Annotated in this window: 20 protein-coding genes and 2 tRNA genes; 10 read left to right on the plus strand and 12 right to left on the minus strand. The window is 57.6% G+C overall.

The features are described 5' to 3' along the window. Window positions 1-76: 76 nt before the first annotated feature. Complete coding sequence (locus NE584_RS15590; RefSeq protein WP_256183204.1) at window positions 77-217, minus strand: hypothetical protein; 141 nt, start codon at window positions 215-217, stop codon at window positions 77-79. A gap of 142 nt (window positions 218-359) precedes the next feature. Between NE584_RS15590 and NE584_RS15595 the strand changes: the two genes are divergently transcribed. The 4 genes from NE584_RS15595 (at window position 360) to NE584_RS15610 (ending at window position 3,942) form a co-directional block, all read left to right on the plus strand. Then, the gene (locus NE584_RS15595; protein WP_050624465.1) at window positions 360-1,067 is read left to right on the plus strand and encodes a response regulator transcription factor; all 708 of its coding nucleotides are present in this window, start codon (window positions 360-362) and stop codon (window positions 1,065-1,067) included. Further along, window positions 1,064-2,359, plus strand: coding sequence for a cell wall metabolism sensor histidine kinase WalK (locus tag NE584_RS15600; protein ID WP_256183205.1), 1,296 nt, complete (start codon window positions 1,064-1,066; stop codon window positions 2,357-2,359). Before NE584_RS15595 ends, NE584_RS15600 begins: the two co-directional genes overlap by 4 nt. A gap of 282 nt (window positions 2,360-2,641) precedes the next feature. Then, window positions 2,642-3,787, plus strand: coding sequence for a sodium ion-translocating decarboxylase subunit beta (locus NE584_RS15605; RefSeq protein WP_050624463.1), 1,146 nt, complete (start codon window positions 2,642-2,644; stop codon window positions 3,785-3,787). Window positions 3,788-3,813: 26 nt separating this feature from the next. Beyond that, window positions 3,814-3,942 carry a sodium pump decarboxylase gamma subunit gene (locus NE584_RS15610; protein ID WP_108981459.1) on the plus strand — a complete coding sequence of 43 codons (129 nt, stop codon included), beginning with the start codon at window positions 3,814-3,816 and terminating at the stop codon, window positions 3,940-3,942. A gap of 49 nt (window positions 3,943-3,991) precedes the next feature. On the opposite strand, the gene NE584_RS15615 is transcribed toward NE584_RS15610, so the two are convergent. Further along, complete coding sequence (locus tag NE584_RS15615) at window positions 3,992-4,261, minus strand: DUF6514 family protein (protein ID WP_256183206.1); 270 nt, start codon at window positions 4,259-4,261, stop codon at window positions 3,992-3,994. 227 nt (window positions 4,262-4,488) lie between these two features. Between NE584_RS15615 and NE584_RS15620 the strand changes: the two genes are divergently transcribed. From NE584_RS15620 to NE584_RS15635, 4 genes are all read left to right on the plus strand, one after another. Beyond that, a complete protein-coding gene (locus NE584_RS15620; protein ID WP_050624461.1) occupies window positions 4,489-4,884 on the plus strand; it encodes a hypothetical protein in 396 nt (131 codons plus the stop codon). A gap of 9 nt (window positions 4,885-4,893) precedes the next feature. Then, on the plus strand, window positions 4,894-6,141 hold the full coding sequence (locus NE584_RS15625; RefSeq protein ID WP_256183207.1) for a peptidoglycan-binding protein: 1,248 nt from the start codon (window positions 4,894-4,896) through the stop codon (window positions 6,139-6,141). Then, window positions 6,138-6,719, plus strand: coding sequence for a peptidoglycan-binding protein (locus tag NE584_RS15630; RefSeq protein WP_050624459.1), 582 nt, complete (start codon window positions 6,138-6,140; stop codon window positions 6,717-6,719). Before NE584_RS15625 ends, NE584_RS15630 begins: the two co-directional genes overlap by 4 nt. A 208-nt stretch (window positions 6,720-6,927) precedes the next feature. Further along, window positions 6,928-7,015 (plus strand) — tRNA-Leu (locus tag NE584_RS15635). Between the two features lie 328 nt (window positions 7,016-7,343). Here the strand turns inward: NE584_RS15635 and NE584_RS15640 are convergent. Beyond that, window positions 7,344-8,576 carry a [Fe-Fe] hydrogenase large subunit C-terminal domain-containing protein gene (locus NE584_RS15640; protein ID WP_256183208.1) on the minus strand — a complete coding sequence of 411 codons (1,233 nt, stop codon included), beginning with the start codon at window positions 8,574-8,576 and terminating at the stop codon, window positions 7,344-7,346. A 275-nt stretch (window positions 8,577-8,851) separates the two neighbouring features. Between NE584_RS15640 and NE584_RS15645 the strand changes: the two genes are divergently transcribed. Continuing rightward, window positions 8,852-10,885 (plus strand): LTA synthase family protein, encoded by a 2,034-nt coding sequence (locus NE584_RS15645; RefSeq protein ID WP_050624457.1) that lies wholly within the window; start codon window positions 8,852-8,854, stop codon window positions 10,883-10,885. Between the two features lie 67 nt (window positions 10,886-10,952). On the opposite strand, the gene rbr is transcribed toward NE584_RS15645, so the two are convergent. The 9 genes from rbr to NE584_RS15690 all read right to left on the minus strand — a co-directional run bounded on the left by rbr (window position 10,953) and on the right by NE584_RS15690 (window position 21,068). Beyond that, window positions 10,953-11,489: a rubrerythrin gene (gene rbr / locus NE584_RS15650; RefSeq protein ID WP_050624456.1), complete on the minus strand. Its 537-nt coding sequence runs from the start codon at window positions 11,487-11,489 to the stop codon at window positions 10,953-10,955. A 315-nt stretch (window positions 11,490-11,804) separates the two neighbouring features. Next, window positions 11,805-11,878, minus strand: a tRNA-Gly gene (locus NE584_RS15655). Window positions 11,879-11,954: 76 nt separating this feature from the next. Continuing rightward, complete coding sequence (locus tag NE584_RS15660; RefSeq protein WP_050624455.1) at window positions 11,955-12,137, minus strand: hypothetical protein; 183 nt, start codon at window positions 12,135-12,137, stop codon at window positions 11,955-11,957. After that, window positions 12,137-13,618, minus strand: coding sequence for an FAD-dependent oxidoreductase (locus tag NE584_RS15665; protein WP_256183210.1), 1,482 nt, complete (start codon window positions 13,616-13,618; stop codon window positions 12,137-12,139). The genes NE584_RS15660 and NE584_RS15665 overlap by 1 nt, the downstream gene beginning before the upstream one ends. Window positions 13,619-14,608: 990 nt before the next feature. After that, complete coding sequence (gene hutI / locus NE584_RS15670) at window positions 14,609-15,835, minus strand: imidazolonepropionase (protein ID WP_050625472.1); 1,227 nt, start codon at window positions 15,833-15,835, stop codon at window positions 14,609-14,611. A gap of 104 nt (window positions 15,836-15,939) precedes the next feature. Beyond that, the gene (locus tag NE584_RS15675) at window positions 15,940-17,358 is read right to left on the minus strand and encodes a sodium:solute symporter (RefSeq protein ID WP_108982061.1); all 1,419 of its coding nucleotides are present in this window, start codon (window positions 17,356-17,358) and stop codon (window positions 15,940-15,942) included. 30 nt (window positions 17,359-17,388) lie between these two features. After that, entirely contained in the window at window positions 17,389-17,799 is a 411-nt protein-coding gene (locus NE584_RS15680) for a DUF126 domain-containing protein (protein WP_050624452.1), read from the minus strand. After that, window positions 17,796-19,010, minus strand: coding sequence for an aconitase X catalytic domain-containing protein (locus NE584_RS15685; protein WP_050624451.1), 1,215 nt, complete (start codon window positions 19,008-19,010; stop codon window positions 17,796-17,798). Before NE584_RS15685 ends, NE584_RS15680 begins: the two co-directional genes overlap by 4 nt. Before the next feature lie 27 nt (window positions 19,011-19,037). Continuing rightward, complete coding sequence (locus tag NE584_RS15690) at window positions 19,038-21,068, minus strand: urocanate hydratase (protein ID WP_050624450.1); 2,031 nt, start codon at window positions 21,066-21,068, stop codon at window positions 19,038-19,040. Between the two features lie 151 nt (window positions 21,069-21,219). Here NE584_RS15690 and NE584_RS15695 point away from each other — a divergent pair, with 151 nt between their 5' ends. After that, the gene (locus NE584_RS15695; RefSeq protein WP_050624449.1) at window positions 21,220-22,101 is read left to right on the plus strand and encodes a LysR family transcriptional regulator; all 882 of its coding nucleotides are present in this window, start codon (window positions 21,220-21,222) and stop codon (window positions 22,099-22,101) included. Window positions 22,102-22,253 lie beyond the last annotated feature (152 nt).

The following is a 22,253-nucleotide window of genomic DNA, read 5'->3' on the forward strand; positions in this document are numbered from 1 at the left end:
CCCCCCCCCCCCCCCCGCCCCCCCCCCCCCCCCCCCCCCCCCCCCCCCCCCCCCCGGGTCCCTTTTACAGGAGGCATCACCGGTCCTCCGCTGTCAGGGCCGCCCTGCTGTCTCCCTCCCCAGATGTTGCCGCCGGGACGCTTCCCGGGACAAAGCAGGCGATCAGGCCCAGACACAGCAGCAACGCGGCCACGGTGGTCACCACGCGATAACGCACGAGTATCCCCCCTGTCCCTTGATGCTCTTCTGGGGCCAGTATAACAGGAGAAGCTGAAATTACTCTGAATTTTTCAGGGCATTTTCAGTTTTTTGTGGTATAGTGAGAAAAAACAGAGCCCAATTGGGAAAGGAGGCCCATTATGCGTATCCTGATCGTGGAGGACGAGGTCCGGCTGGCGGAGGCCCTGGCCCAGATTATGGCAGAGCAGAAATATCAGGTGGACCAGGTCCACAACGGTGCCGACGGCCTGGATTATGCGCTCACCGCCCAGTACGATGTCATCGTCCTGGATGTGATGCTGCCCAAGCTGGACGGGCTGGAGGTGGCCCGCCGCCTCCGCTCCGCCCACGTGTCCACTCCCATCCTCATGCTCACCGCCCGTGACGAGATCTCCGACAAAGTGAAGGGCCTGGACTGCGGGGCGGACGACTACATGACCAAGCCCTTTGACACCTCCGAGCTGCTGGCCCGGGTCCGGGCCCTCACCCGCCGCCAGGGGGAGGTGGTGTCCGAGGAGCTGGCCTTCGGAGACCTGTCCCTCCACCTCTCCTCCCACTGCCTGCGCCGGGGAGACAAGTCGGTGCGGCTGGGCTTCAAGGAGTTCGAGGTGTTGCGTCTGCTTCTCCAGAACGCCAAGCTGGTCACCCCCAAGGACGACATCATTGCCAAGGTGTGGGGGCTGGACTCGGAGGCGGAGGACAACAATGTGGAAGTGTACATCTCCTTCCTGCGGAAGAAGCTGTCCTTCCTGGCCTCCCAGGTCTCCATCGGCACCGTGCGTAAGGTGGGCTATTTCCTCACTACCTCGGATGAGCCCGGCAGCTTTGGCGGAGGGGGCATGCCATGATCCGTACCCTGCGGCGCAAATTCATTCTGGTGAACATGCTGCTGGTGTCCCTGGTCCTCCTTATGGTCTTTGGGGTCTTTATGGCAAGCAGTGCTCAACGCCTGAAGGACCAGAGCCTGCTGGCCATGCGTGCCGCCCTGATGTGGGGAGAGGAAGGCAGTCCCCTCCGGCCGGAGATCGCTTTTCCCCTGGATGGGTCCCGCCGCCCCTCCAGCGGCCAGGGCGCTCAGCGCTCCCTGCTCCCGGTGTTCACCGTCACAGTGGAGGACGGCGTGGTCACCGCTATCAACGACGGAGACCAAGTGGATGTCTCTCTGGAAGTGGCCCAACAGGCCGCCCAGGCCGCTCTGGAGGACGGCCGCCGGGATGGCACCGTCTCCTCCCTCCGCTATCTCCGGGAGGATGCGGAGGGAGGCGCGGTCCGCTTGGCCTTTGCCGACCGGACCTGGGAGCGGGAAAATCTTCTGGCCCTGCTGCGGACGTGCCTGCTGGTGGGGCTGCTGGGGCTGGCCTGTTTCTTCGTCATCTCCCTGCTCCTCTCCACCCTGGCCTTACGCCCCGCCGAGCGGTCCTGGCAGCAGCAGAAGCAGTTCGTAGCCGACGCCTCCCACGAGTTGAAGACCCCCCTCACTGTCATCCTGGCCAACGCCGGCATCCTCCTGGCCCACTCCGGAGACATGGCTGATGGACAGCGCAAGTGGGTGGAGTACATCCAGGCAGAGGCTCAGCGGATGAAGTCACTGGTGGAGGACCTGCTCTTCCTGGCCCGCTCTGATGACCGGCGCTCTCCCCTCCGTCTCCAGACGGTGTCCTTCAGCGACCTGGCCTGGGAGGCCCTGCTCCCCTTTGAGTCGGTGGCCTTTGAGGCCGGCGTGGCCCTGGACAGCCAGATCACGCCTGATCTGGAGCTCCTGGGCGATCCGGAGCAGCTGCGCCGCCTGGTGGCCATTCTGGTGGACAACGCGGTCAAGTATGCCGGGCCCCGCGGCTCGGCCTCACTGATCCTCCGCCCCCAGGGAGACGAGGCAGTCCTCTCCGTCCACAACACCGGCGAGGCCATCCCTCCGGAGCATCTGCCCCGCCTGTTCGAGCGCTTCTACCGCACTGACAGCGACCGGGCCAGGAGCCAGGGGGGCTACGGTCTGGGGCTGTCCATCGCCAAGAGCATCGTAGACGGCCATCAGGGCCGGATCTCCGTCTCCAGCTCCGCCATCTCCGGCACCCTCTTCACCGTCAGGCTGCCCCTGCCCGGCCGCGGCCTGGGGCACCTCCGGACCCGCTCCCTGGGGTGAATGGCCCGCCGTTTCTGCATGGTGAAAAAAGCGGAGATTTCTCTTGACAGCCCCAGGGGAAGATGATAAAATCCGTAAATACAAAGGGGAGTAGTCGGCGCGGTTCCCGCGCGGAAAGGCCAACAAGCATGGATGGAGCTTGTTCCATTCTGGTTTTTCCTGAAATGACCAGACCTGCGTTCCAATGGGAACGCAGGTCTTTTTTTGCGGGCTGTCTGCCGGGCGCGGGCCGATTTTTCTCCGAAAGGGTACACATACTATAAAGAAATGGAGGAAGAAAGCATGGAATTTCTTTGGGAGGGGCTTCTGTCTATCACATGGCAGCAGCTGCTGATGTACGTCGTGGGCGGCCTTTTGATCTGGCTGGCCATCGAGAAGGGGTTTGAGCCCGCCCTGCTGCTGCCCATGGGCTTCGGCGCCATCCTGGTCAACCTGCCCCTGTCCGGCGTCATCAATCAGTTCAGCGAGGGCGTGGGTGAGACCCACGGCATCATCCAGTGGCTCTTTGAGGTTGGCATCGAGGCCAGCGAGGCCTTCCCCATCCTGCTCTTCATCGGCATCGGCGCTATGATCGACTTCGGTCCCCTGCTGGCCAACCCCAAGCTGTTCCTGTGCGGCGCCGCCGCCCAGGCCGGTATTTTCCTCACCATCCTCCTGGCTGCGGCCCTGGGCTTTGACCTGAAGGACGCCGCCTCCATCGGCATCATCGGCGCCGCAGACGGCCCCACCTCTATCCTGGTCTCCCAGATCCTCGACTCCCGCTATGTGGGGGCCATCGCAGTGGCTGCCTACTCCTATATGGCTCTGGTACCTATCATCCAGCCCTTTGCCATCAAGCTGGTCACCACTAAGAAGGAGCGGGCCATGCGCATGCCCTACCGGGCCCAGGGCGTATCCAAGCGCCTGCGCATCCTCTTCCCCATCGTGGTCTCCGTCATCGCCGGCCTGGTGGCTCCCTCCTCCGTGGCGCTGGTAGGCTTCCTCATGTTCGGCAACCTGATCCGGGAGTGCGGCGTGCTCACCTCCCTCTCCCAGACCGCCCAGAATGAGCTGGCCAACCTGATCACCCTGCTGCTGGGCATCACCATCGCCTTCTCTATGAAAGCGGATCAGTTCGTCCAGAAGGAGACCATCATGATCATGGGTCTGGGCCTGGTGGCCTTTGTGCTGGACTCCATGGTGGGCGTGCTCTTCGTCAAGGTACTCAATATCTTCACCCCCAAGAACAAGATCAACCCCATGGTAGGTGCGGCCGGCATCTCTGCCTTCCCCATGTCTTCCCGGGTCATCGAGAAGCTGGGTCAGGAGGCCGACTCCCAGAACCACCTGCTGATGCACGCGGTGGCGGCTAACGTCTCCGGCCAGATCGCCTCTGTGGTGGCCGGCGGTGTGGTGCTTCAGTATTTTGCCAACAATCCCATCCTGTGATGGAGTAAAAAGGAGGACATTCGAACATGGAAAATATTACGCATGCTTTGGAAATGATGGGGCAGGGAATGCTGGGCATCTTTGTGGTCCTGGGCGCCATCGCTCTGCTGGTGGCGCTGATGCAGCGCATCGACCACAGGGGAAAGAAAAAATAACAGCGTTTCTCTGAGAGGGAGGCGTGGGATATGCTGATCTGTGTCTCTGTCACAGCCAGTCCTGCACCACATCCTCCAGCACCGTAGGGCTGACCTGCTGCTCCACCAGTGTGGTCATCAGTTCGTCTATGCGCACCGCGCTGGTGGTGATGCCCCGGATCTGCGCGCAGTCTCCGTCCTCTTCCGCGATCTTCACTCCGTACTGTTCGCAGAAGAAGCTCCCCGCCTCCAGCTCGTCCACCAGCAGAAAATAGTGGAGGCGGCGCAGTTTCCCCGCCTCGTCCGTCAAGGATCTTGACGCGATCTTAAGTTCCATCATATTGTGCCCATTTCTCCTTTTTTAAAAATCTATCCACATTATATGGTATGTCTGTGTAGAAAAAAAGGGAAACCCACCGCAGATGCGGTTTCTGTGGAAAAAAGATGCCCGACCGGGAGCGTTTTTGCCCCGGCGGGCATCTTTTTTCCACAGGGGAACCCGCTCCGCGGTCCCGGCATAGGATGGTCCAGTAAACGGCGCACCATCACGCCGGAAGGAGGCTCCATATGGAGGAAGAGTTTGGGACTCTGCAGATCAGAGTCTATACCTCCCGGGCGCAGCTCCCCATCGAGGACGCCACTGTTGTGGTGACCCAGATCAGCCCGACCGGGAAATATCACCTGTTGTCTGTCCAGATCACCGACCGTGAGGGCCGGGTCCAGCCCCTCACCATCCCTGCGCCCCCCCGCTGGGAGAGCACCGGTCCCACCCAGGACATGGTCCCCTTCTCCGTCTGCCAGGTCTGGGCGGAACACCCAGGCTACACCGCCCTGCGGGTGGACGGCGTCCAGATCTTCTCCGGCGAAGAGACCGACCAGGACATGGAGCTCATCCCCTTGGCCGAGGGGCAGCACAGTCTTGTTGACAGCTCCATCCTGAACACCTCCCCTCAGAATCTGTGAGGTGTCCCTATGCCGGTCATCGTCCTTCCTTACATCCCCAGCACCATCACGGTGCATCTGGGCCTGCCCGACCAGTGGGCAGAAAATGTGACGGTCTCTTTCCCCGACTACGTCAAAAACGTAGCCTCCAGTGAGATCTATCCCACCTGGGAGCTCTCCACGATCCGGGCCAATGTGCTGGCTATCATTTCCTTTGCCCTGAACCGGGTCTATACCGAGTTCTACCCCAGCCGGGGCTACAACTTCCAAATCACCAACACCACCGCCTATGACCAGAAGTTCATTCGGGGAAGGAGCTTCTTCCAGAGCATCAGCGCAGTGGTGGACGAGATCTTCAACGACTACATCCGCCGTCAGGGCTTTGTGGAGCCCCTCTCCGCCAAGTTCTGCAACGGGACCACCTCCACCTGTGACGGGCTCTCCCAGTGGGGCAGCCAGGAGATGGCCCAGACGGGCTACAACTCCATGGAGATCCTCCGCCACTATTACGGGGACGACATCGAGCTGGTGGTCAACGCCCCCATCCAGGACATCACCCAGTCCTATCCCGGCAGCCCCCTGCGGCTGGGCTCTGTGGGGGAGGAGGTGGCCGTGGTCCAGACCAGCCTGAACCGCATCTCCCAGAACTACCCCGCCATCCCCAAGATCAAGCCCGTCACCGGCATCTTCGGGGAAGACACCGAATACTCCGTGCGGCAGTTCCAGCGCATCTTCAACCTGGCGTCAGACGGCGTGGTGGGAAAGGCCACCTGGTATAAGCTGGTCTACCTCTATGTGGGCGTCACCCGGCTCTCTGAGCTGGTCAGCGAAGGGCAGACCTTCTATAAGGTCCAGTTCCAGTACCCTGGCGTCCTCCGAGAGGGGGACACCGGCACCGAGGTTCAGGTCCTCCAGTACATGCTGGCCGTACTGGCTGAATTTGATGAGGTCATCCCCCCGCTGACGGTGGACGGCGTATTCGGCCCCTCCACCGCCAATGCGGTCCAGTCCTTTCAGCGGCAGACTGACCTCCTCCCCGACGGCGTAGTGGGGGAAGCCACCTGGGACGCCCTGTACCGTGAGTTCGCCAGCCTGGAAGCCGTGCTCCAACAGGATGTGGCTCGCTTCCCCTTTCAGGCCTCCGAGCTCATCCCCTCGCTGGTGGACCTGACCCTGGCGGCGGTCAGCGGACACAGTGAGACGCCCCGCTTCGGGCAGCATCCCGGCACCGATCTGCGTTTGGGGCAGTCGGATCAACAGGAGGTGTCCTTGTCATGACCTTACAGCAGCTGGAACGCGAGATGGTGGCCCAGCCCATACGGAGTCTTCAGTATATGCTGAACCGCCTGTCTCTGCGCTATGACTTTCTGCCCGCTCTGGTCCCGGACGGTGTGTTCGGGGAGCGTACCCTGGAGGCGGTGATGCTCTTCCAGCGGGAGCTCCACCCCCCTGTCACCGGCGTGGTGGACCGTGAGACCTGGCAGGCCATTCTGGACGAGTGGCTGGATCTGGAGCGAGAGCTTGCCGATCCCAGACAGATACGTGCTTTTCCTCCCAGTGCTAAAGTTCAGGCCGGTTCCTCCCACAACTACCTTCTCCCGGTACAGGCCATGTTTCAGAGCCTCTCCCATGTCCTGGATGGGCTGGAGCCGGAGTCCATCGACGGCATCCACGATGCTGCTTCGGTCCGGAATACCCAGTGGCTCCAGGAGAAGGCTATGCTGCCCCAGACTGGTGAGCTGGACCGAGAGACCTGGGATATTCTGGCCCGCCTCTATGAGCTCTTTGTCATCAGCCACATCGATCTGCGCCGCTACCCGGAGAACCGCCTGGCAGGCTCCACCCCATCCACCTGAATCCCGGCCTCTCCTTGGCCCGGGCGGGCCGATCCCTCTGCTCGCTCAAAAGTCCCTCTTTTCTCCGGCTCCCAGCGGAAAGCCCTCCGTTTGTCCCCGCTCTCGCGGGCGGGGACAAACAAAAGATCCAGGGAGGGCCAAAAAAGTGTTGACAGGCAGGCCCTTATATGGTATGATACCACTTGCGCTGAAGAGCGCAGTCCCCCATGCGCGAGTGGTGGAATTGGCAGACTCGCTAGATTCAGGTTCTAGTGTGCATTACGCACGTGCGGGTTCAAGTCCCGCCTCGCGCACCACGTCGGAGCAAGCTTTGTATCGCTTGCTCCGACTTATTTTATAAGTCAGAGCGCGCTCACGCCGCTGCTCCTCCTTTCCAACTGCGACCCGCTGTGCTGGGCTCGCAGTTGGTGGGCCGCCCTGCGGGCGGCATTTTTCGTTTCTGACAGAAATATCAGTCTTAACCGCCCTTCACAAAAAGAAAGACATCTGCTTGTGCAGATGTCTTTCCTCTTTTGCTTCCGCTCCTTTTTGCTCTCCCCCCTTTTCCGGCTCTAGGAGCCGGGACGGACTTTTGCCGGGGACAGCCGGAAGATCACAGCCCTGCCCTTGCGCTCTGTGCTTCCTTTAAAAATGCCGGATGAAAATATCGCTCTGCTCCAAAAATTCCTCCACCGTATCAAAGCCCAGCAGGCGGAGCAGCTTGAGGACATAGGGGTTGTCCAGCGGAGTGCTGAACTCCGCCTCGTCTCCGTAACGGTCTACATTCTCCCGTCCGGTCTCCCGGTCCAGCAGGACCTTCGGCCCGCCTACGCAGCCGCCGGTACAGCCCATCCCTTCAAAGAAATTCGCCTGGTGCTGGCCGGAGCGGATGTCCTCGATCATCGCCCTGCACGCCGGCACGCCGTCTGCCTGCCGGGTCCGGACCTGGATGGGCCGCTCCGGGTGCAGACGGGCCACCGTGGTCCGAACCGCCTCGCTGACTCCGCCGGTACGGGCGTAGATCCGCCCCGCTCGGGAGGAGTGGTCCCGCTCGCTCTCCTCCAGCAGCTCCGGGTGGATATCCGCCGCCTGGAAAATATCCTGCATCTCCTGGAAGGTAAGCACATAGTCCACCGCGCCGGCCAGGTCTGCCTCCCGGGCCTCCGCCTTTTTGGCAATGCAGGGCCCCACAAAGATGGTGACCGCATCTGGGTGCAGCTTTTTTACCGTCCGGCCGGCGGCGATCATAGGGGATACCGCCCCGGGAACGTGTGGCATCAGCTCATGATACAGCTTTCGGATCATGCCGATCCACATGGGGCAGCAGCAGCTTGTGAGCTGGAAATCCGTCTCTGTGTGAATGTTCCGGTCAAACTCCAGCGCCTCCTTCAACGTCAGCAGGTCCGCGAAGAGGGCCACCTCCACCATCCCGGTGAAGCCCAGCAGCTTGAAAGCCGAGCGCAGCCGGCCCGGCGTCACCACAGTGGAGAATTGGCCCAGGAAGGCAGGGGCGATCAGGGCGTAGACGGGCCCTTTGGCATGCTTGACTGCGTCCAGGGCAGGCAGCACGTCCCGGCTGGCAGTCAGGTTTCCAGACTGGCAGGCCTGGATACAGGCGCCGCATCCGGAGCAGCGGTCCGGGTCCACGGCAAGCGTACCGTCGTCCCTGCGCACGATGGCGTCAAACAGGCAGGCGGCGGCGCAGTGTGTCTCCTCTTTGGGACAGGTGCAGGGGTTGAGCGGCCAGACCAAGGGGTGGTCCTGAGGGTGGAGCAGGCAGTCCAGATGCCCGGCACTGGCCTCCAGATCATCTGCCTGGACGGAGCCCTTCTCAACAGCCTGCTTCAGCATAGTGCGGTAAAGTTCCTCAAAGGTCATGGTGGTCCTCCCCTTCTGTCGATACAGTGGTCAGTATGTCCGTTTTGGGAACAAGCAAACCCGTTTCCCTGTTGTTTCCCTATTATATCACAGAGGGACTCGGCCGTCATCCCTATTCCCCGGGAAACAGGGCAGAGAAAAAGGGAGAACCCTCTGGACAGAAGTCCCGGCAGGAGGTATGATAAAGAGGTAAGCACTGCGGGCCGCCTGGGGTCCGCGCACACTGAGATCAAGCATCTGCCCCGGGTCGGGCAGAGCAGCGAGGATTTGATATCATGTATCGGAGAGAAACTCCCTGGGACATCGTAAAACCGCTCCTGTTTTTCCTGGGCTCTATCCTCTGGCTGGAGGGGATCTACCGGGCTTTCTATGTCCGGCCCTTTTTTGATGTGGGGCTGGTCTATATCCTGCTTTTCTCCCTGCCGCTGGCCGGGATGTGTGCCCTTTTGACCTCTCTCTGGGGCAAGAAGGGGAACCGCAAGGCCGGCTTCGCCGTGCTTGGCGTGCTGACCCTGTGGTACATGATCCAGTCGGTGTACCACACGATCTTTGCCACCGTGCTGGTCACCAAGTCCTTCAACATGGCAGGTCAGGCCCTGGGCAGCTACTGGAAGGAGACCCTGCTGGGCATCTGGGAGGCCCTGCCCGCCCTGCTCCTGCTGGCCGTCCCTCTGGTGGTGTACTTCTTCCAGCCACGGTTCGCCCTCCTGAACCGCCCGGACGGCCGGGTGCTGCTGGGAGTGATCGGCGGCGTGATCATCGTGCAGGCCGCAGCAGTGCTGGCGATCGCCCTGCCCACCGGCGGGATCATGACGACCCGCCAGATCTATCGAGAGACCTTTGTCCCAGACCTGACGGTCTCCCACTTCGGCCTGGCCACCACCCTGCGGCTGGATATCGAGCAGACCCTCTTTGGCCTGGAGGAACCCAGCCGCCCCGACCCGGGTGAGGGCTCGGTCTCCACGCTGGCCCCGGGGAATGTCTCTGTCCAGCCGGAGGAGCCGGAGGAAGGGGAGACCCCCGCCGCCTCCGGTCCCAATGTCATGGACATCGACTTCGACGCCCTGATCGCCAACGAGACGGACAGCACCCTGAAGGACATGCACGAGTATTTCCGGGACCGGACGCCCACGGAGAAAAATCAGTACACCGGTATGTTCCAGGGCAAGAATCTGCTCCTTTTCACCGGCGAGGCTTTCTGGATCGGCGCAGTGAACGAGCAGTACACCCCCACCTTATACAAGCTGGCCCACTCCGGCTTTGTGTTTGAGAACTTCTACAACCCCCTGTGGTATTACTCCACGGTGGATGGGGAGTATGCCGCCACCACCGGCCTGATCCCCACCAACCAGGTCAATGCCTCCCAGCGGTATGCAGGAAAAAACGGGGTCTCCATGTACTTCTCCATGGGCAACCAGCTCCGGGCCCTGGGCTATCCCACCCTGGCCTACCACAACAATACAGCCAACTACTATGACCGCAACCTCTCCCACCCCAACCTGGGCTATGATTTCTACGCCTGTGACACCGGGCTGGATGTGGCCATGACCTGGCCCCAGTCCGATCTGGAGATGATGCAGCTGACCCTCCCCCAGGCTCTGGCCGGAGAGAAGCCCTTCCACAACTACTATATGACGGTGAGCGGCCACATGAATTACAGCTTCGCGGGCAACGCCATGTCCGCCAAGCACCGGGATGAGGTGGCGGATCTGGACATGAGCGAGGCCGCCCGGGCCTATCTGGCCTGCAACATGGAGTTGGACCAGGCTCTGGAGTACACCATCAAGACGCTGGAGGAGGCCGGCGAGCTGGAGAACACCGTGATCGTCCTCTCCGGGGACCACTACCCCTATGGCCTGGACGGCACCGGCGCCATCGACGAGCTGGCGGGGGAAGGGACGGAGGCCGATCCCTTTGAGAAGTACCGCTCCACGCTGATCCTCTGGTCCGGTGACATGGAGGAGCCTGTGGTAGTAGACAAGCCCTGTTACAGCGTGGACATCATCCCCACCCTGTCCAATCTGTTCGGCCTGGAATATGACTCCCGCCTGCTGGCCGGCCGGGATATCCTCTCCGACGCCCCTGGGCTAGTCATCTTTAACGATTACAGCTATCTCACCGAACTGGGGCGTTACAATGCGGACACGGACACCTTCACCCCAAATGAGGGGGCGCAGGTGCCGGAAAACTACGCCCAGGACACCTACTGGGAGGCCCGGTATATCCGCAGCTATTCGGAGAAGATCCTATTCAATGACTACTACCGCAAAATCGGGCTGGAGCCCCCGGCCGGTCCGGAGGAGAACTGACCAGACGCAGAAAGGACGCGCCTCAATGCGAGGCGCGTCCTTTTAGAGATATGTATGGATCAGCAGATCAATAGTTCTCCGCCTTCAGCTGGAAGTAGTCCCGGGGATGAGCGCAGACGGGGCAGACCTCCGGCGCCTGCTTGCCCACATGGATATGGCCGCAGTTGGAACACTGCCAGATCATATCGCCGTCTCTGGAGAACACCAGGCCCCCCTCCACGTTGGCCAGCAGCTTGCGGTAACGCTCCTCATGCTCCTTCTCGATCTTGGCAACTTCGGAGAACAGGAATGCGATGTGGTCAAAGCCCTCCTCCTCGGCCTCCTTGGCCATGGTGGCGTACATATCGGTCCACTCGTAGTTCTCGCCCTCAGCAGCGGCGGCCAGGTTCTCCGCAGTGGAACCGATCCCGCCCAGCAGCTTGAACCAGATCTCAGCATGCTCCTTCTCATTGGCGGCGGTCTCCTCAAAGATCTTGGAGATCTGGACAAAACCGTCCTTCTTCGCTTTGGAGGCAAAATAGGTGTACTTGTTGCGGGCCTGGGACTCCCCAGCAAAGGCTGTCCACAGGTTCTGTTCTGTCTTGCTTCCCTTCAGTTCAGGCATGATGATTTCCTCCTTTAGTTTCTTAATGAGAATAATTACTGTTTAAATTATACCATATCCTGCCCGCCTCGTCAACTCATTTTACAGATCTTTGGAACCATCCTGTGTCTTCGACCGGGCCCGCATCTATTATACTCTACTCCTCCAGTCCGGGCAAGCGGTCCGCCAAATTTTGCAGTCAAAAACATCGCCCGCAGGGCGGCCCCAACTGCAAGCTCAGCACAGCGGATTCGATTTGTAAAGGATGAGCAGCAAAATGAGTGCGCTCTGACTTATAAAATAAGTCGGAGCAAACGATAGACGTTTGCTCCGACTTGGAGCAGGTGAGGGGAATCGAACCCCCGTGTTCAGCTTGGGAAGCTGACATTCTGCCATTGAACTACACCTGCATGGGTTTCATCCTGTATAATATACCACAACTTGGCGTGCAATGCAAGGGGAAAATCCAGACTCACAAAAGTTTTTTCAGACCAGCCGGACCAGCGCCCCCTCCTCCCCCGCCGCAGCTGGGGAGGAGGGGGCGCGCCGCTGGCCCCAGGCCGTGAAGAGAAGAGACATCGGGCGGACATCCGCCGAAGATCCGCACACCAGCGCTGCGGCCTGGTTGGTAAAGCGGAGGGACAAGCCCTTCCGAACCAGATCGATCATTATGGAGACCGCTCGACTGATGGCGGTAAAGACCGCCGGCCGGTCCGGAGACTGGAGTCCAGGTCTGTCTGCGCGGGCCCGGAGATGAGCCGGCCCAGGCAGTCGAACCGGGAGCCGTGGCAGGGGCAGTCCCAGGTCTTCTCGTCCGGGTCCCACTCCAGCTGGCAGCCCAGGTGGGGGCAGCGGATGTCCACGGGGTGGAGCGCCCCCGACTCGTCCCGGTAGACCCCGGCCTTTTTCCCGTTGAGGAACACGATCCCGCCGTGTCCGGCCGGGATATCTTTGGCCGCCTCTGCTGGGATCTGGAAGAATCGCTTGACCATACTCTTGACGGCCTGCCCGCCCTCCGTCAGGATGCCGGGCAGCGCCGCGGGGTCCAGACGGCTGGGAGAGAAAAGGCCGGCATAGGGGTTGTCCCTGCCCTGGATCATATCACACAGGAGGGTGGCGGCCGCCATGGAGGAGGTCATACCCCACTTCTGGAACCCAGTGGCCACATACCAGCCGGGATGGCCGGAGGAGTAGGGGCCGATATAGGGCACATGGTCAGGGGGCATGCAGTCCTGGGCAGACCAGTGGGCGGTCTCCTGGCTCTGGGGGAACCACTCCCGGGCCTTCCGCCGGAGCAGGTCATACTGGCCCCCCTCGGTGTTCTCGCCGGTGCGATGGCCTCCGCCGCCCAGCAGGAGCAATTCCCCATAGGTGCGGAGAGAGAAGGTGTCCCGTCCCACTCCCAGAAACATGCCGTCCACAGGCGGAGCGCCCTGCAGGGCCAGCACATAGGAGCGCTCCTGGTGCATCCGGGCGAAATACATCCCCGGAAAGTTGACAAAGGGAAAATGGCAGGCGAAAACGATGTGCTCCGCCTGGACCGAGCCCAGCTCTGTGGTCAGGAGGTCACCCTCCGCGGTGAGGACCCGGCTCTGCTCGTAGATGGTCAGCTGGTCCGCCAGCACTTTCAGGAATTTCAGTGGGTGGAACTGTGCCTGCCCTTCAAAGCGGACCGCCCCATCGTGGGGGATGGGGATAGAGACCTCCCTGGTGAACGAGGCCGGCAGGCCCAGGCGCCGGGCGGCCTCCGCCTCCTCCTGTAAGACAGTGACGTCAGGGCCGTAGAGATAGGCACATCGCTCCTCCCAGTCGCAGGAAATGCCTTGGACGTCGATCAGGTCCTGATAGGCCCGGACCGCATCCTGGTTAGCTTTGGCATACCGCCTGGCGGTCTCCTCCCCAAAGGACTGGATCAGCCTGCTATAGATCAGGCCGTGCTGGGAGGTGATCTTGGCCGTGGTGTTTTGGGTCTGCCCGCCGGCGATCCGGCCGGCCTCCAGGACAACGACTGAAAGCCCGGCCTGCTGGAGGGCATAGGCCGTCAGCACCCCGGCCATCCCCGCCCCTACCACTGCGGCCTGAGTTTTCAAATGCCCCCGGAGGGGCGGCCTGCGCCCAATAGAGCAGGTCTGAGACCAGATAGATCCCATAAAAGCCTCCTTTGATCCTCTGCAGTGAATGTCTGCTTTATCCATGCCCAACGGAGCGGCTTTTATGTGAGAGAATCACTTATAGAAAAGGCGAAAAACATCGGCAAGGAGAATGAGCTGCGGACAGGGCTTCCCGATGCGTCATTGTATTCGTCCCCTTTATATGCAGCGCACGATGCCCCCAGCGTGCCTCCGCCCTGGAGGGGCAGGCCGCTTTTTTGTCTCTGAGAAAGGGGCAAAAGACTTGCTGGTAACAGGATAGCAATTCACAGAGATATTCTGCCTAGCGTTCCATCTCAAATATCGTCGGCTCTTGTGGCAGGAACGCACAGCCTTGAAAAATCGCTTCCACAAATCCCCGCTCATCAGGCACGCCGGTATGAATTTCCGGTGCAGAGGGGGAGAAATAAAAAGCAGGGAACCGAAGTCTCCTGCTGGGGCGGGGGCATGTTCTGCTGTTGCTGCCCGCTGGCTGGACAGTGTATTCCGAGATGGAGGGCGGCACTTCGGGTACATTTGCCGCGCTTAGCTGGTTCACCCTCCCCGGGGCCTTTGTTCAATTTTTCATCGGCTATTCACCAACCTCCTTTTCGTGAAAGTTGCGCAATTTTACGGGATGAATTTCTGTAATGATTTCTCCACCTCCTTCCCGCCTATCCATGCAAAAAAGCCGCCCGATTTGAACGCCGGACGGCTTTTGTGTAATGTAATAAAGCAAATATTGCTCAATTTTGTAGATCAAAAAATCAACAACACGGAAAGTTGATATATAAAAATAGGATATTTGGAACTCTATATCTGTAATATATACCGTTTTTTTCGTACAGAACTTATGTTGTCCATTTTAAGTGAAAGCCCATATTTTTTAGCAAAACTTCCTCTGTTAGTTAAAATCGCAGTCTAGCTGTTTGAGTACTTCCATTTGGCTGTCTGCACAACAGCAAACGGGCTTTGAGCCTCCGATTGGCGCTGTAGTATCTGTTCATGGCTCTACGGTACCATTCGGCCTCTTTTGATAACTTTTTTGACCAAATTGCTTCCAATGCGGTAGCAGATGTAGTCCAAATCCGGTGCGTCCCAAACCACAAGGTCGCCCAGTTTTCCGACTTCCACAGAGCCGATTTGGTCAGCCATCCCAATTGCGGCAGCACCATTAAGCGTGACAGCTGTTAGCACTTCTTCCGGCGTAAGCTTGTACTTCAGGCATCCCAGTCCAATAACAAACTGCATATTCAAGCATGGGCAAGAGCCAGGATTGAAATCTGATGCCATGGCAACCGGCACTCCAGCTTCCACCATCGAACGTGCAGGCGCAAAACCGGCCCCCAGGTAAAAGCTAGTAGCCGGCAGAAGGCAGGCTACTGTGCCCCCTTTTGCCATACTGGAGATTCCTTCAGGCGGACAGACAATTAAATGTTCCGCAGAGACCGCACCCAGCTCTCCGGCCAAGACAGATCCACCAATCGGATCGATTTCATCTGCATGTATTTTGGGAGTCAGGCCATATTTGCGGCCCGTTTCCAAAATCTTTCGGCTCTCTTGTGCATTAAATACGCCTGTTTCGCAGAACACATCACAGAACTTAGCGATTTTCTGTTCCGCAACTGCTGGGATCATTTCTTCGCACAAAAGACGGATATATGCGTCCCGGTTTCCTTTATACTCAGAAGGCAGTGCATGGGCCCCCATAAAGGTGGCCACTACGTCCACGGCATGCCCCTCCTGTAACTTTTGGATCGCGCGAAGCTGTTTTAGCTCCTCATCGGTCGTAAGGCCATATCCGCTCTTGGCCTCACAGGTGGTGGTGCCGAAGGACAGCATCTCACTTAACGCCAGGGACGCCTTCTCTGTCAGCTCCTCTTCGCTGGCCGACCGTGTGCTTTTGACGGTAGAAAGGATACCGCCGCCTTGGGCAAGGATATCGAGATAGGGGACACCATGGAGTTTCATACCAAGCTCATTCTGTCTCCAACCGCCAAAAATCAGGTGGGTATGTGCGTCCACAAGGCCCGGCGTGACCAGTCCTCCCTCTGCATCTATCCGTTCAGCATCTATGTCGGGAGGGGTGCCAGTCCCAACCTGAAAAATCCGTTCGCCTTCTAGCAGCACCCACGCATCTCTTTGGATTTGGATGGCGCCCTGAGCTGCCCCGCCTTTGGGTCCGTATCCCAGCGGAGTGGCAAGAACGCCGATGTTGAAGAGCAGCACTCGTTCCATATGATAGTTCGATCCTTTCTCAAGAGGGAGGAGACGCACATGCGCCTCCTCCCTAGCAAAATGGATGGTAACGCCTATTTGATGACGCTTTGATACAGTTGGATTCAGCCCTCTTTCTTTCCAGTTACCAGAGCGACCACAACGTAATCAATAAAGGAGGCACTCATACCAACGATAATAGCATCCACCGGGATGGGAAGAATACCAAATACGCACAGCAGTGAGACAACGCCACCTACAACGATGGAAGAAACTGCTGCCAAAGCGTTGCCCTTTTTCCAGAACAGGCCTAAGAGAACAGGGGCGACCAGACCGCTGGCATAGAAAGTATAAGCATAGTCCAGGATCTCAATGATGCCAGGGATGGCCAAGGCCACGAAAAGGGATGCGATACCGACCACTACGGTAGTCACCACAGACATCCGCAGAATCGTCTTGGAACTCTTTTCATCGCTGGCAGACTTACCCATAGCACCCAGGTAGATGTCGTTGACTACATGGGAAGTGCAAGCCAGCAGCAGAGAGTCAGCAGTGGACATGACGGCAGCACACAGAGCAGCGATCACAATGCCGGCAGCCACGGTGGGCAGCACCTCCACAGCCAGAGAGGCGATGGCGCTTACCTCAGTCAGGGTATCGCCCAGGAAGGCACGGGCCAGCATACCGTCTATAGCGCTGTTGACGCCCATTGCCATCAGAATACAGCCGGCAATGATACAGCCGGTCTTTGCGATTCGTTCATTCTTTGCAGAGAGCAGTCTCTGGTAGAAATCCTGACCGATGATTTCATAGGCGATCATCGGCAGCGCGATGGACGCCATTGCTGCAAGACCGATGCCGGTGGGACTCATGTAAGTATCAATGCCGCCCGGAACGTTCATGGTGGACAGTTTTTCAACCAGTCCGCTCCAACCACCAATTTTAATCAGGCCAATAAACGTAGTCAGGGGGACCCCGATGAAGATGACGATAAGCTGGATCACGTCGGTGAGGGCCACTCCCCACATGCCGGAAAAGGCTGTATAAAGAATGATCACACAGATAGCGATCACAGCTGCTACTGTAGTGTTGATTCCAAATACAGTCAGCACCTTGGAGATGGCACCGACCTGGGCGGCAAGGATCCCGACCAGAGCCGCAAAGGAGAATACACTCGTGAGGACACGCGCAGTGTTGGACTGGTAGCGGTTATAAACGAAGTCGCTGATCGTACACAGTCCCATTTTACGCATGGGCTTTGCCATCAGCAGACCCAGCACCAGCATGGCGAGGCCGGTAGAAACGCCGAATGTCATGCCGGACAATCCCTGATTATAGCCATTTGTAGAGGTTCCGATGATGTTGCCGCCGCCCAGCTGGGTAGCACACAGAGTACCCACCAGGACAAACAGGCCCATGGACCGGCCAGCCAAAAGGAAGTCTTCAGAGCCTTTTACCCTGCGGGATGCATAAAGACCCACAGCAAGCACGACCGCCATATAGGCGATCAGGATTATCAGCATTGTGATTTGATTGGGTGTCATAGCGATTCTCTCCTTTTTTCAGTGCGTTTTTTACGCCAGGATCGTTATTTCGCCAGAGTCTCCGTCCATTTTCACTCTCTGCCCCTCGCAGAATTTGTCATAGGTCTGCTGATCCACCCGGATCAGCGGGATATCCATAATAATCGCATTAGACACCAGAACAGTACTTAGATCCAGCACAATGAATCCCGCAGGTTTGTTGTCAAACTTGGACATCTGATACAGGCCGTCCATCTGCACCACAGAGCTGCCCTTATCAATAGGAAACACGATGATTTTCTTTGCAATCACTTTGTCTGTCAGTGCATGATCCTGTTCAATGATGGTACCTTTCTCCGGGCTTACCATATAGAAATTGATCGGATCTTTTGACACCAGGATCTCGCCTTCAACAATGCCGCTGGCAATCGGCTCACCCTTCAGCAGTCTCTCATCCTTCATGATACGATCTCCCCCTTCAGCACAGATTGGATACAGGCGGGAATACTCTTGACAGTAAATGTCATGTTCCAGCGCTTAGTATAGTAGGCACATTTAGGCGATTCCGTCACGCCGCTCATCCCATACAGATGCGACCAGCATGGCTGATCCACACAACTGTTGATAACGATTTCTCCACCAGCTTTATGTATGATATCCAGGTAGCCCATCCGCTGCGCCAGCTCCTTGGTGGAGGTAGAGGTGAAGATATACAGCTGACCTGCCAGCTGCTGACCATCCAGCATCTTCGCGATGGAACCCACCTGGTTGATGGTCAAATGGGGGCAGCCCAAGATACAGAAGTCCGCTTTTCCAGTGCCGGCAGAGATCTCCGCTCTGGCCTGAGCCAAGTCTTCATTCGTGATGGTGACCACAGGGGGATCTTTCCGCCCTAAAAAGGCAGTGTGGACATCTGCCGCCTCCGGTGTTACGCCTACCACATGGAACATGGGGACGATCCCATGGATATTCAACTGAGTACCCAGGTCCATCAGTTGTTCCGACGTGGTCTGCTTGGACAAACCATTGAACACAGGGCAGTGGTATGCCTGGCCCATCTTTTTAGGCGTAATATAACCCAGCAGCTCATAATCGTATTCACTGTCCACATCGGCCTCTACCTGAATAAGGACATCGCCTGCCCGATTCTGCTCCAGCAGCAGTCCGTATTCGGGTGTGACACCGGTAATGGCCGCACACATAGCGCTCTGAGCAGCCTCACGATTTGTCCGGGCCCCCAGCACCGAGTTGACATATACTGCGCCGCCAGAAGCGGAGAAAGAACAGATTTCTCCAAAGCGGGGGACATTGTTTTCAAAAAACGGGGTGCAGTCAAAGGTGAGGATGGCGCCAAGCTTCCGATAAACATCGATCGTGCTCTTCAGTGTGCGCTCATTTTCCTCATCTAATTTCGAAATCGTCTTAAAATACTCATAGTCATAGGCGGGATTGACCGTGGGAGGCACCATACAATGTGCCTGCTCCTCCAGCAGCTTCGAAACAAACCAGAGGTCACCCTCCTGGTTGCTTAGAGAGATATGCCCCCGGCTGATCGGTACCATACGCTCAGCGCCGAAAGCTTTCCCGATCCCTACCAGGACCCGCATTGCCCGGGCAAATCCTGGTCCCATTTCGCCATTCAGCATGGCTTGTTCCTTCTCTGTCAATCTCATTTCGTTCGATACCTCCTAAGTTTGATCTCAGATATCTTCCAGTGCTTTATGCACAATACTGTCATCTGCCAAGTAGGGCAGGGTGATATGGTCCTGACCCTCGTACAGTTTATTGTATTCAGCGATTGTTGACAGCGAATTGGGATTTCCGGCCCAGCCACGACGGGCAACCCCCACCATAACATCCCAAGGCATAGACATCTTTAAAATCTGGTCTACCCGCTCGGAGCCGTCCAGCACCATACCAAAGCCGCCGTTGATGGACTTGCTCACACCAACACCGCCGCCGTTGTGCAGGGCAATCAGACTCATGCCGCGGGCAGCATTTCCAGCGTAGCACTGGGTGGCCATATCGGCCATGATATTGGAGCCATCCTTAATATTGGAAGTCTCACGGAAGGGAGAGTCGGTACCACCAGTATCATGATGGTCGCGGCCCAGCATAACGGGCCCGATCTCGCCCTTGCGGACCATCTCATTGAACTTCAGGGCAATGTTCATACGGCCCATGGCGTCGGAGTACAGTATCCGGCATTGCGTGCCTACTACCATCTTGTTCTTTTTCGCATCACGCAGCCATATGTAGTTGTCGTGATCCTGATAGCGGCGGTTGTGTGCCCTGATGTACTCGGCGGCAGCCATATCGGTCTTATCCAGATCTTCTTCCTTCCGGGACAGACAGCACCAGCGGAAAGGACCATAGCCATAGTCAAACAGGAAGGGGCCGAGGATATCTTCCACATAGGAGGGGAATACGAAGCCGTCCAAGTCATTCTCGCCGTTCTTGCAAATCTTCTCGGCAGGCACGCCGGCGTCGTACACCGACTTCAGGAATGCATTGCCATAGTCGAAGAAATAGGTTCCCTTCTCGTGAAATTTGCAGATCATCTCATAGTGATGCTTCAGGGACTTGTCAACCAGCTTGGCGAAGCCTTCGGGGTCCTTGTCCAGCATCTCAGTACGCTGTTCGAAGGTCAATCCCTGCGGGCAGTATCCGCCGTCGTACGCCATGTGGCAGGAGGTCTGGTCGCTCATTAGATCCACATGGATATTCTTCTCATACAGGTACTCCAACAGGTCCACCACGTTGCCGTGATAGGCGATGGCGTAGGGTTCCTTGGCAGCCAGCTTCTGCTGAGTCATTTTCAGGACCTCATCCAAGTTGTCGGACTTCGCACTCACCCAGCCCTGGTTGTAACGGGTCATGATCCGGGACAGGTCCACCTCAGCAATGATGGAAACGGCACCTGCGATCTCCGCAGCCTTGCCCTGGGCGCCGCTCATACCGCCCAGACCGGCGGACACGAACAGGCGGCCGGCCAGGTTCCCGTCCTCGGGGATACCCAATTTGGTGCGCCCCGCACCCAGCAGGGTGTTAAAGGTGCCATGCACGATGCCCTGGGGACCGATGTACATCCAGCCTCCGGCGGTCATCTGGCCGTAGTTGGCAACCCCGATGGCTGCCGCACGGTTGAAGTTTTTCTGGTCATCATACATGCCGATCATCAGGCCGTTGCTGATAATACAGCGGGGAGCCAGCTTATGGCTGTGGAACAGGCCCAGAGGATGGCCGGACATCACAACCAAAGTCTGCTCGTCCGTCATGATCTCCAGGTACTTCTTGATCAGACGGTACTGCATCCAGTTCTGGCACACCTGTCCGGACTCGCCGTAGGTCACCAGTTCATAGGGGTACAGCGCCACCTCGAAGTCCAGGTTGTTGTCGATCATCACCTGGAACGCTTTGCCCTCGATGCAGTTGCCTTTATATTCGTCGATGGGCTTGCCGTACAGCTTTCCCTCCGGCCGGAAACGGTATCCATAGATACGGCCGTGTTCCTCCAGTTCCTGGGCAAACTCCTTTGCCATCTGCTCATGATGATCAGGATGGATATAGCGCAGGGCGTTCTTAATGGCCAGTATCTTGTCGGCCTCAGTCAGATGGGATTCACGGCGGGGGGCACGGCGGTAGCCCTCTTCAAAAGCGGGATATTCAGGCAGTTCATAGTCCAAGTGAATGGTCATGCACTTGTCCATGTCAAGATGTGCTGGGGTCATAATGGTTCTCCTTTCTTCTTCAAATATGTGTCAGCAAGATGTCTAGTTTTTAATCCTTTTTCTCGCCTTGATATATTGAATTCTAACAGATAAGTGTTATAATAAAAAGTACTTAATTCGTATATTTGTTATATAAAGAAGGTATGCCACTATGAACTTCAGGCAATTGGAGTATTTTACTACTGCGGCAAGGTTAAAAAGTATCTCGAAGGCCGCTCAGGAGCTCCATGTGGCCCAGCCACCTGTGAGCCGCCAAATCGCACTTTTAGAGGACGAACTGGGAGTATGCCTTTTCCTGCGTACAAACAAGGGAATAGAACTGACCGAAGCAGGGCAGAGCCTCTATGTCCAAAGTAAGCATATCTTCCAAAGCATGCACACCATGATCGACAGTGTGCGGGACATTGACCAGGGGCTGCGGGGCTGCTTGAAACTTGGATCAATCTATTCCACTATTTCTTTCACCTTGGATTTTCTAAAGAAATATCATGCGGAATACCCCAATGTAGAGTACTACATCCGCATGGGAACTCCCGGGGATCTTTTGAAAGATCTGAGCAATGGCGATCTTCACGTGATATTTCTCCGGGGGACTACAAGTGAAATCTCCGGCTCATGGGAACGCATACTCGGTGAAGAAACACTGGAAGTCATTTTGACAGAGAGCCTAGATCCTGCACCCGGACTGGATTATATTCCTATCGAGCGTCTCCGAGATGTCCCAATGTGCCTGCTGCGCAGCGATGACCTTTGGAGCTACAACAATTACCTTATTAATGAGTGTCAGCGCAATGGTTTCTCTCCCAATGTCGTCTGCCAGTGTTATGATACCCCCATGGCTCTTCAGATGGTACAGTCTGGATTTGGAATTAGTTTTTTGCCTCCGGCACTTGTGAATATAATCGGCTCACATGAGCTTTACTCGAAGCCGATCCGGGGCATAACCGCAAAATCATATCCTACTATGATGTGGAACAGCAGTGTCATGTACTCTGGCTGTGTCAAACGCTTTATTGACATGTTCGGACAATAGGACCTCAGTGACTGACTAATAGAACTGTTCATATCCAATGGTCTCCTGAGTCGACTTTAAACCAACCAAGTGAGTCAGATATTTATTCACTTTTCACTGGGGTACCTCAAGTTTCAAATAAGAATGGGGCGGCCGTGTTTTGCGGGCGCCCC

Origin of the sequence: Clostridium sp. DFI.5.61 (genome assembly GCF_024462915.1) — a bacterium.
GTDB lineage: Bacteria > Bacillota > Clostridia > Oscillospirales > Oscillospiraceae > Lawsonibacter > Lawsonibacter asaccharolyticus.

Bases quoted from the DNA above. Each gene is read 5' to 3' on its own strand.
- NE584_RS15660 (WP_050624455.1), bottom strand. From the start codon at position 12,137: ATGATCGATCTGGTTCGGAAGGGCTTGTCCCTCCGCTTTACCAACCAG.
- NE584_RS15665 (WP_256183210.1), bottom strand. From the start codon at position 13,618: ATGGGATCTATCTGGTCTCAGACCTGCTCTATTGGGCGCAGGCCGCCC.
- NE584_RS15695 (WP_050624449.1), top strand. From the start codon at position 21,220: ATGAACTTCAGGCAATTGGAGTATTTTACTACTGCGGCAAGGTTAAAA.
- NE584_RS15630 (WP_050624459.1), top strand. From the start codon at position 6,138: ATGACCTTACAGCAGCTGGAACGCGAGATGGTGGCCCAGCCCATACGG.
- NE584_RS15680 (WP_050624452.1), bottom strand. From the start codon at position 17,799: ATGAAGGATGAGAGACTGCTGAAGGGTGAGCCGATTGCCAGCGGCATT.
- NE584_RS15645 (WP_050624457.1), top strand. From the start codon at position 8,852: ATGTATCGGAGAGAAACTCCCTGGGACATCGTAAAACCGCTCCTGTTT.
- NE584_RS15690 (WP_050624450.1), bottom strand. From the start codon at position 21,068: ATGACCCCAGCACATCTTGACATGGACAAGTGCATGACCATTCACTTG.
- NE584_RS15685 (WP_050624451.1), bottom strand. From the start codon at position 19,010: ATGAGATTGACAGAGAAGGAACAAGCCATGCTGAATGGCGAAATGGGA.
- hutI (WP_050625472.1), bottom strand. From the start codon at position 15,835: ATGGAACGAGTGCTGCTCTTCAACATCGGCGTTCTTGCCACTCCGCTG.
- NE584_RS15605 (WP_050624463.1), top strand. From the start codon at position 2,642: ATGGAATTTCTTTGGGAGGGGCTTCTGTCTATCACATGGCAGCAGCTG.
- NE584_RS15595 (WP_050624465.1), top strand. From the start codon at position 360: ATGCGTATCCTGATCGTGGAGGACGAGGTCCGGCTGGCGGAGGCCCTG.
- NE584_RS15675 (WP_108982061.1), bottom strand. From the start codon at position 17,358: ATGACACCCAATCAAATCACAATGCTGATAATCCTGATCGCCTATATG.
- NE584_RS15640 (WP_256183208.1), bottom strand. From the start codon at position 8,576: ATGACCTTTGAGGAACTTTACCGCACTATGCTGAAGCAGGCTGTTGAG.
- NE584_RS15610 (WP_108981459.1), top strand. From the start codon at position 3,814: ATGGAAAATATTACGCATGCTTTGGAAATGATGGGGCAGGGAATGCTG.
- NE584_RS15615 (WP_256183206.1), bottom strand. From the start codon at position 4,261: ATGATGGAACTTAAGATCGCGTCAAGATCCTTGACGGACGAGGCGGGG.
- NE584_RS15600 (WP_256183205.1), top strand. From the start codon at position 1,064: ATGATCCGTACCCTGCGGCGCAAATTCATTCTGGTGAACATGCTGCTG.
- rbr (WP_050624456.1), bottom strand. From the start codon at position 11,489: ATGCCTGAACTGAAGGGAAGCAAGACAGAACAGAACCTGTGGACAGCC.
- NE584_RS15625 (WP_256183207.1), top strand. From the start codon at position 4,894: ATGCCGGTCATCGTCCTTCCTTACATCCCCAGCACCATCACGGTGCAT.
- NE584_RS15620 (WP_050624461.1), top strand. From the start codon at position 4,489: ATGGAGGAAGAGTTTGGGACTCTGCAGATCAGAGTCTATACCTCCCGG.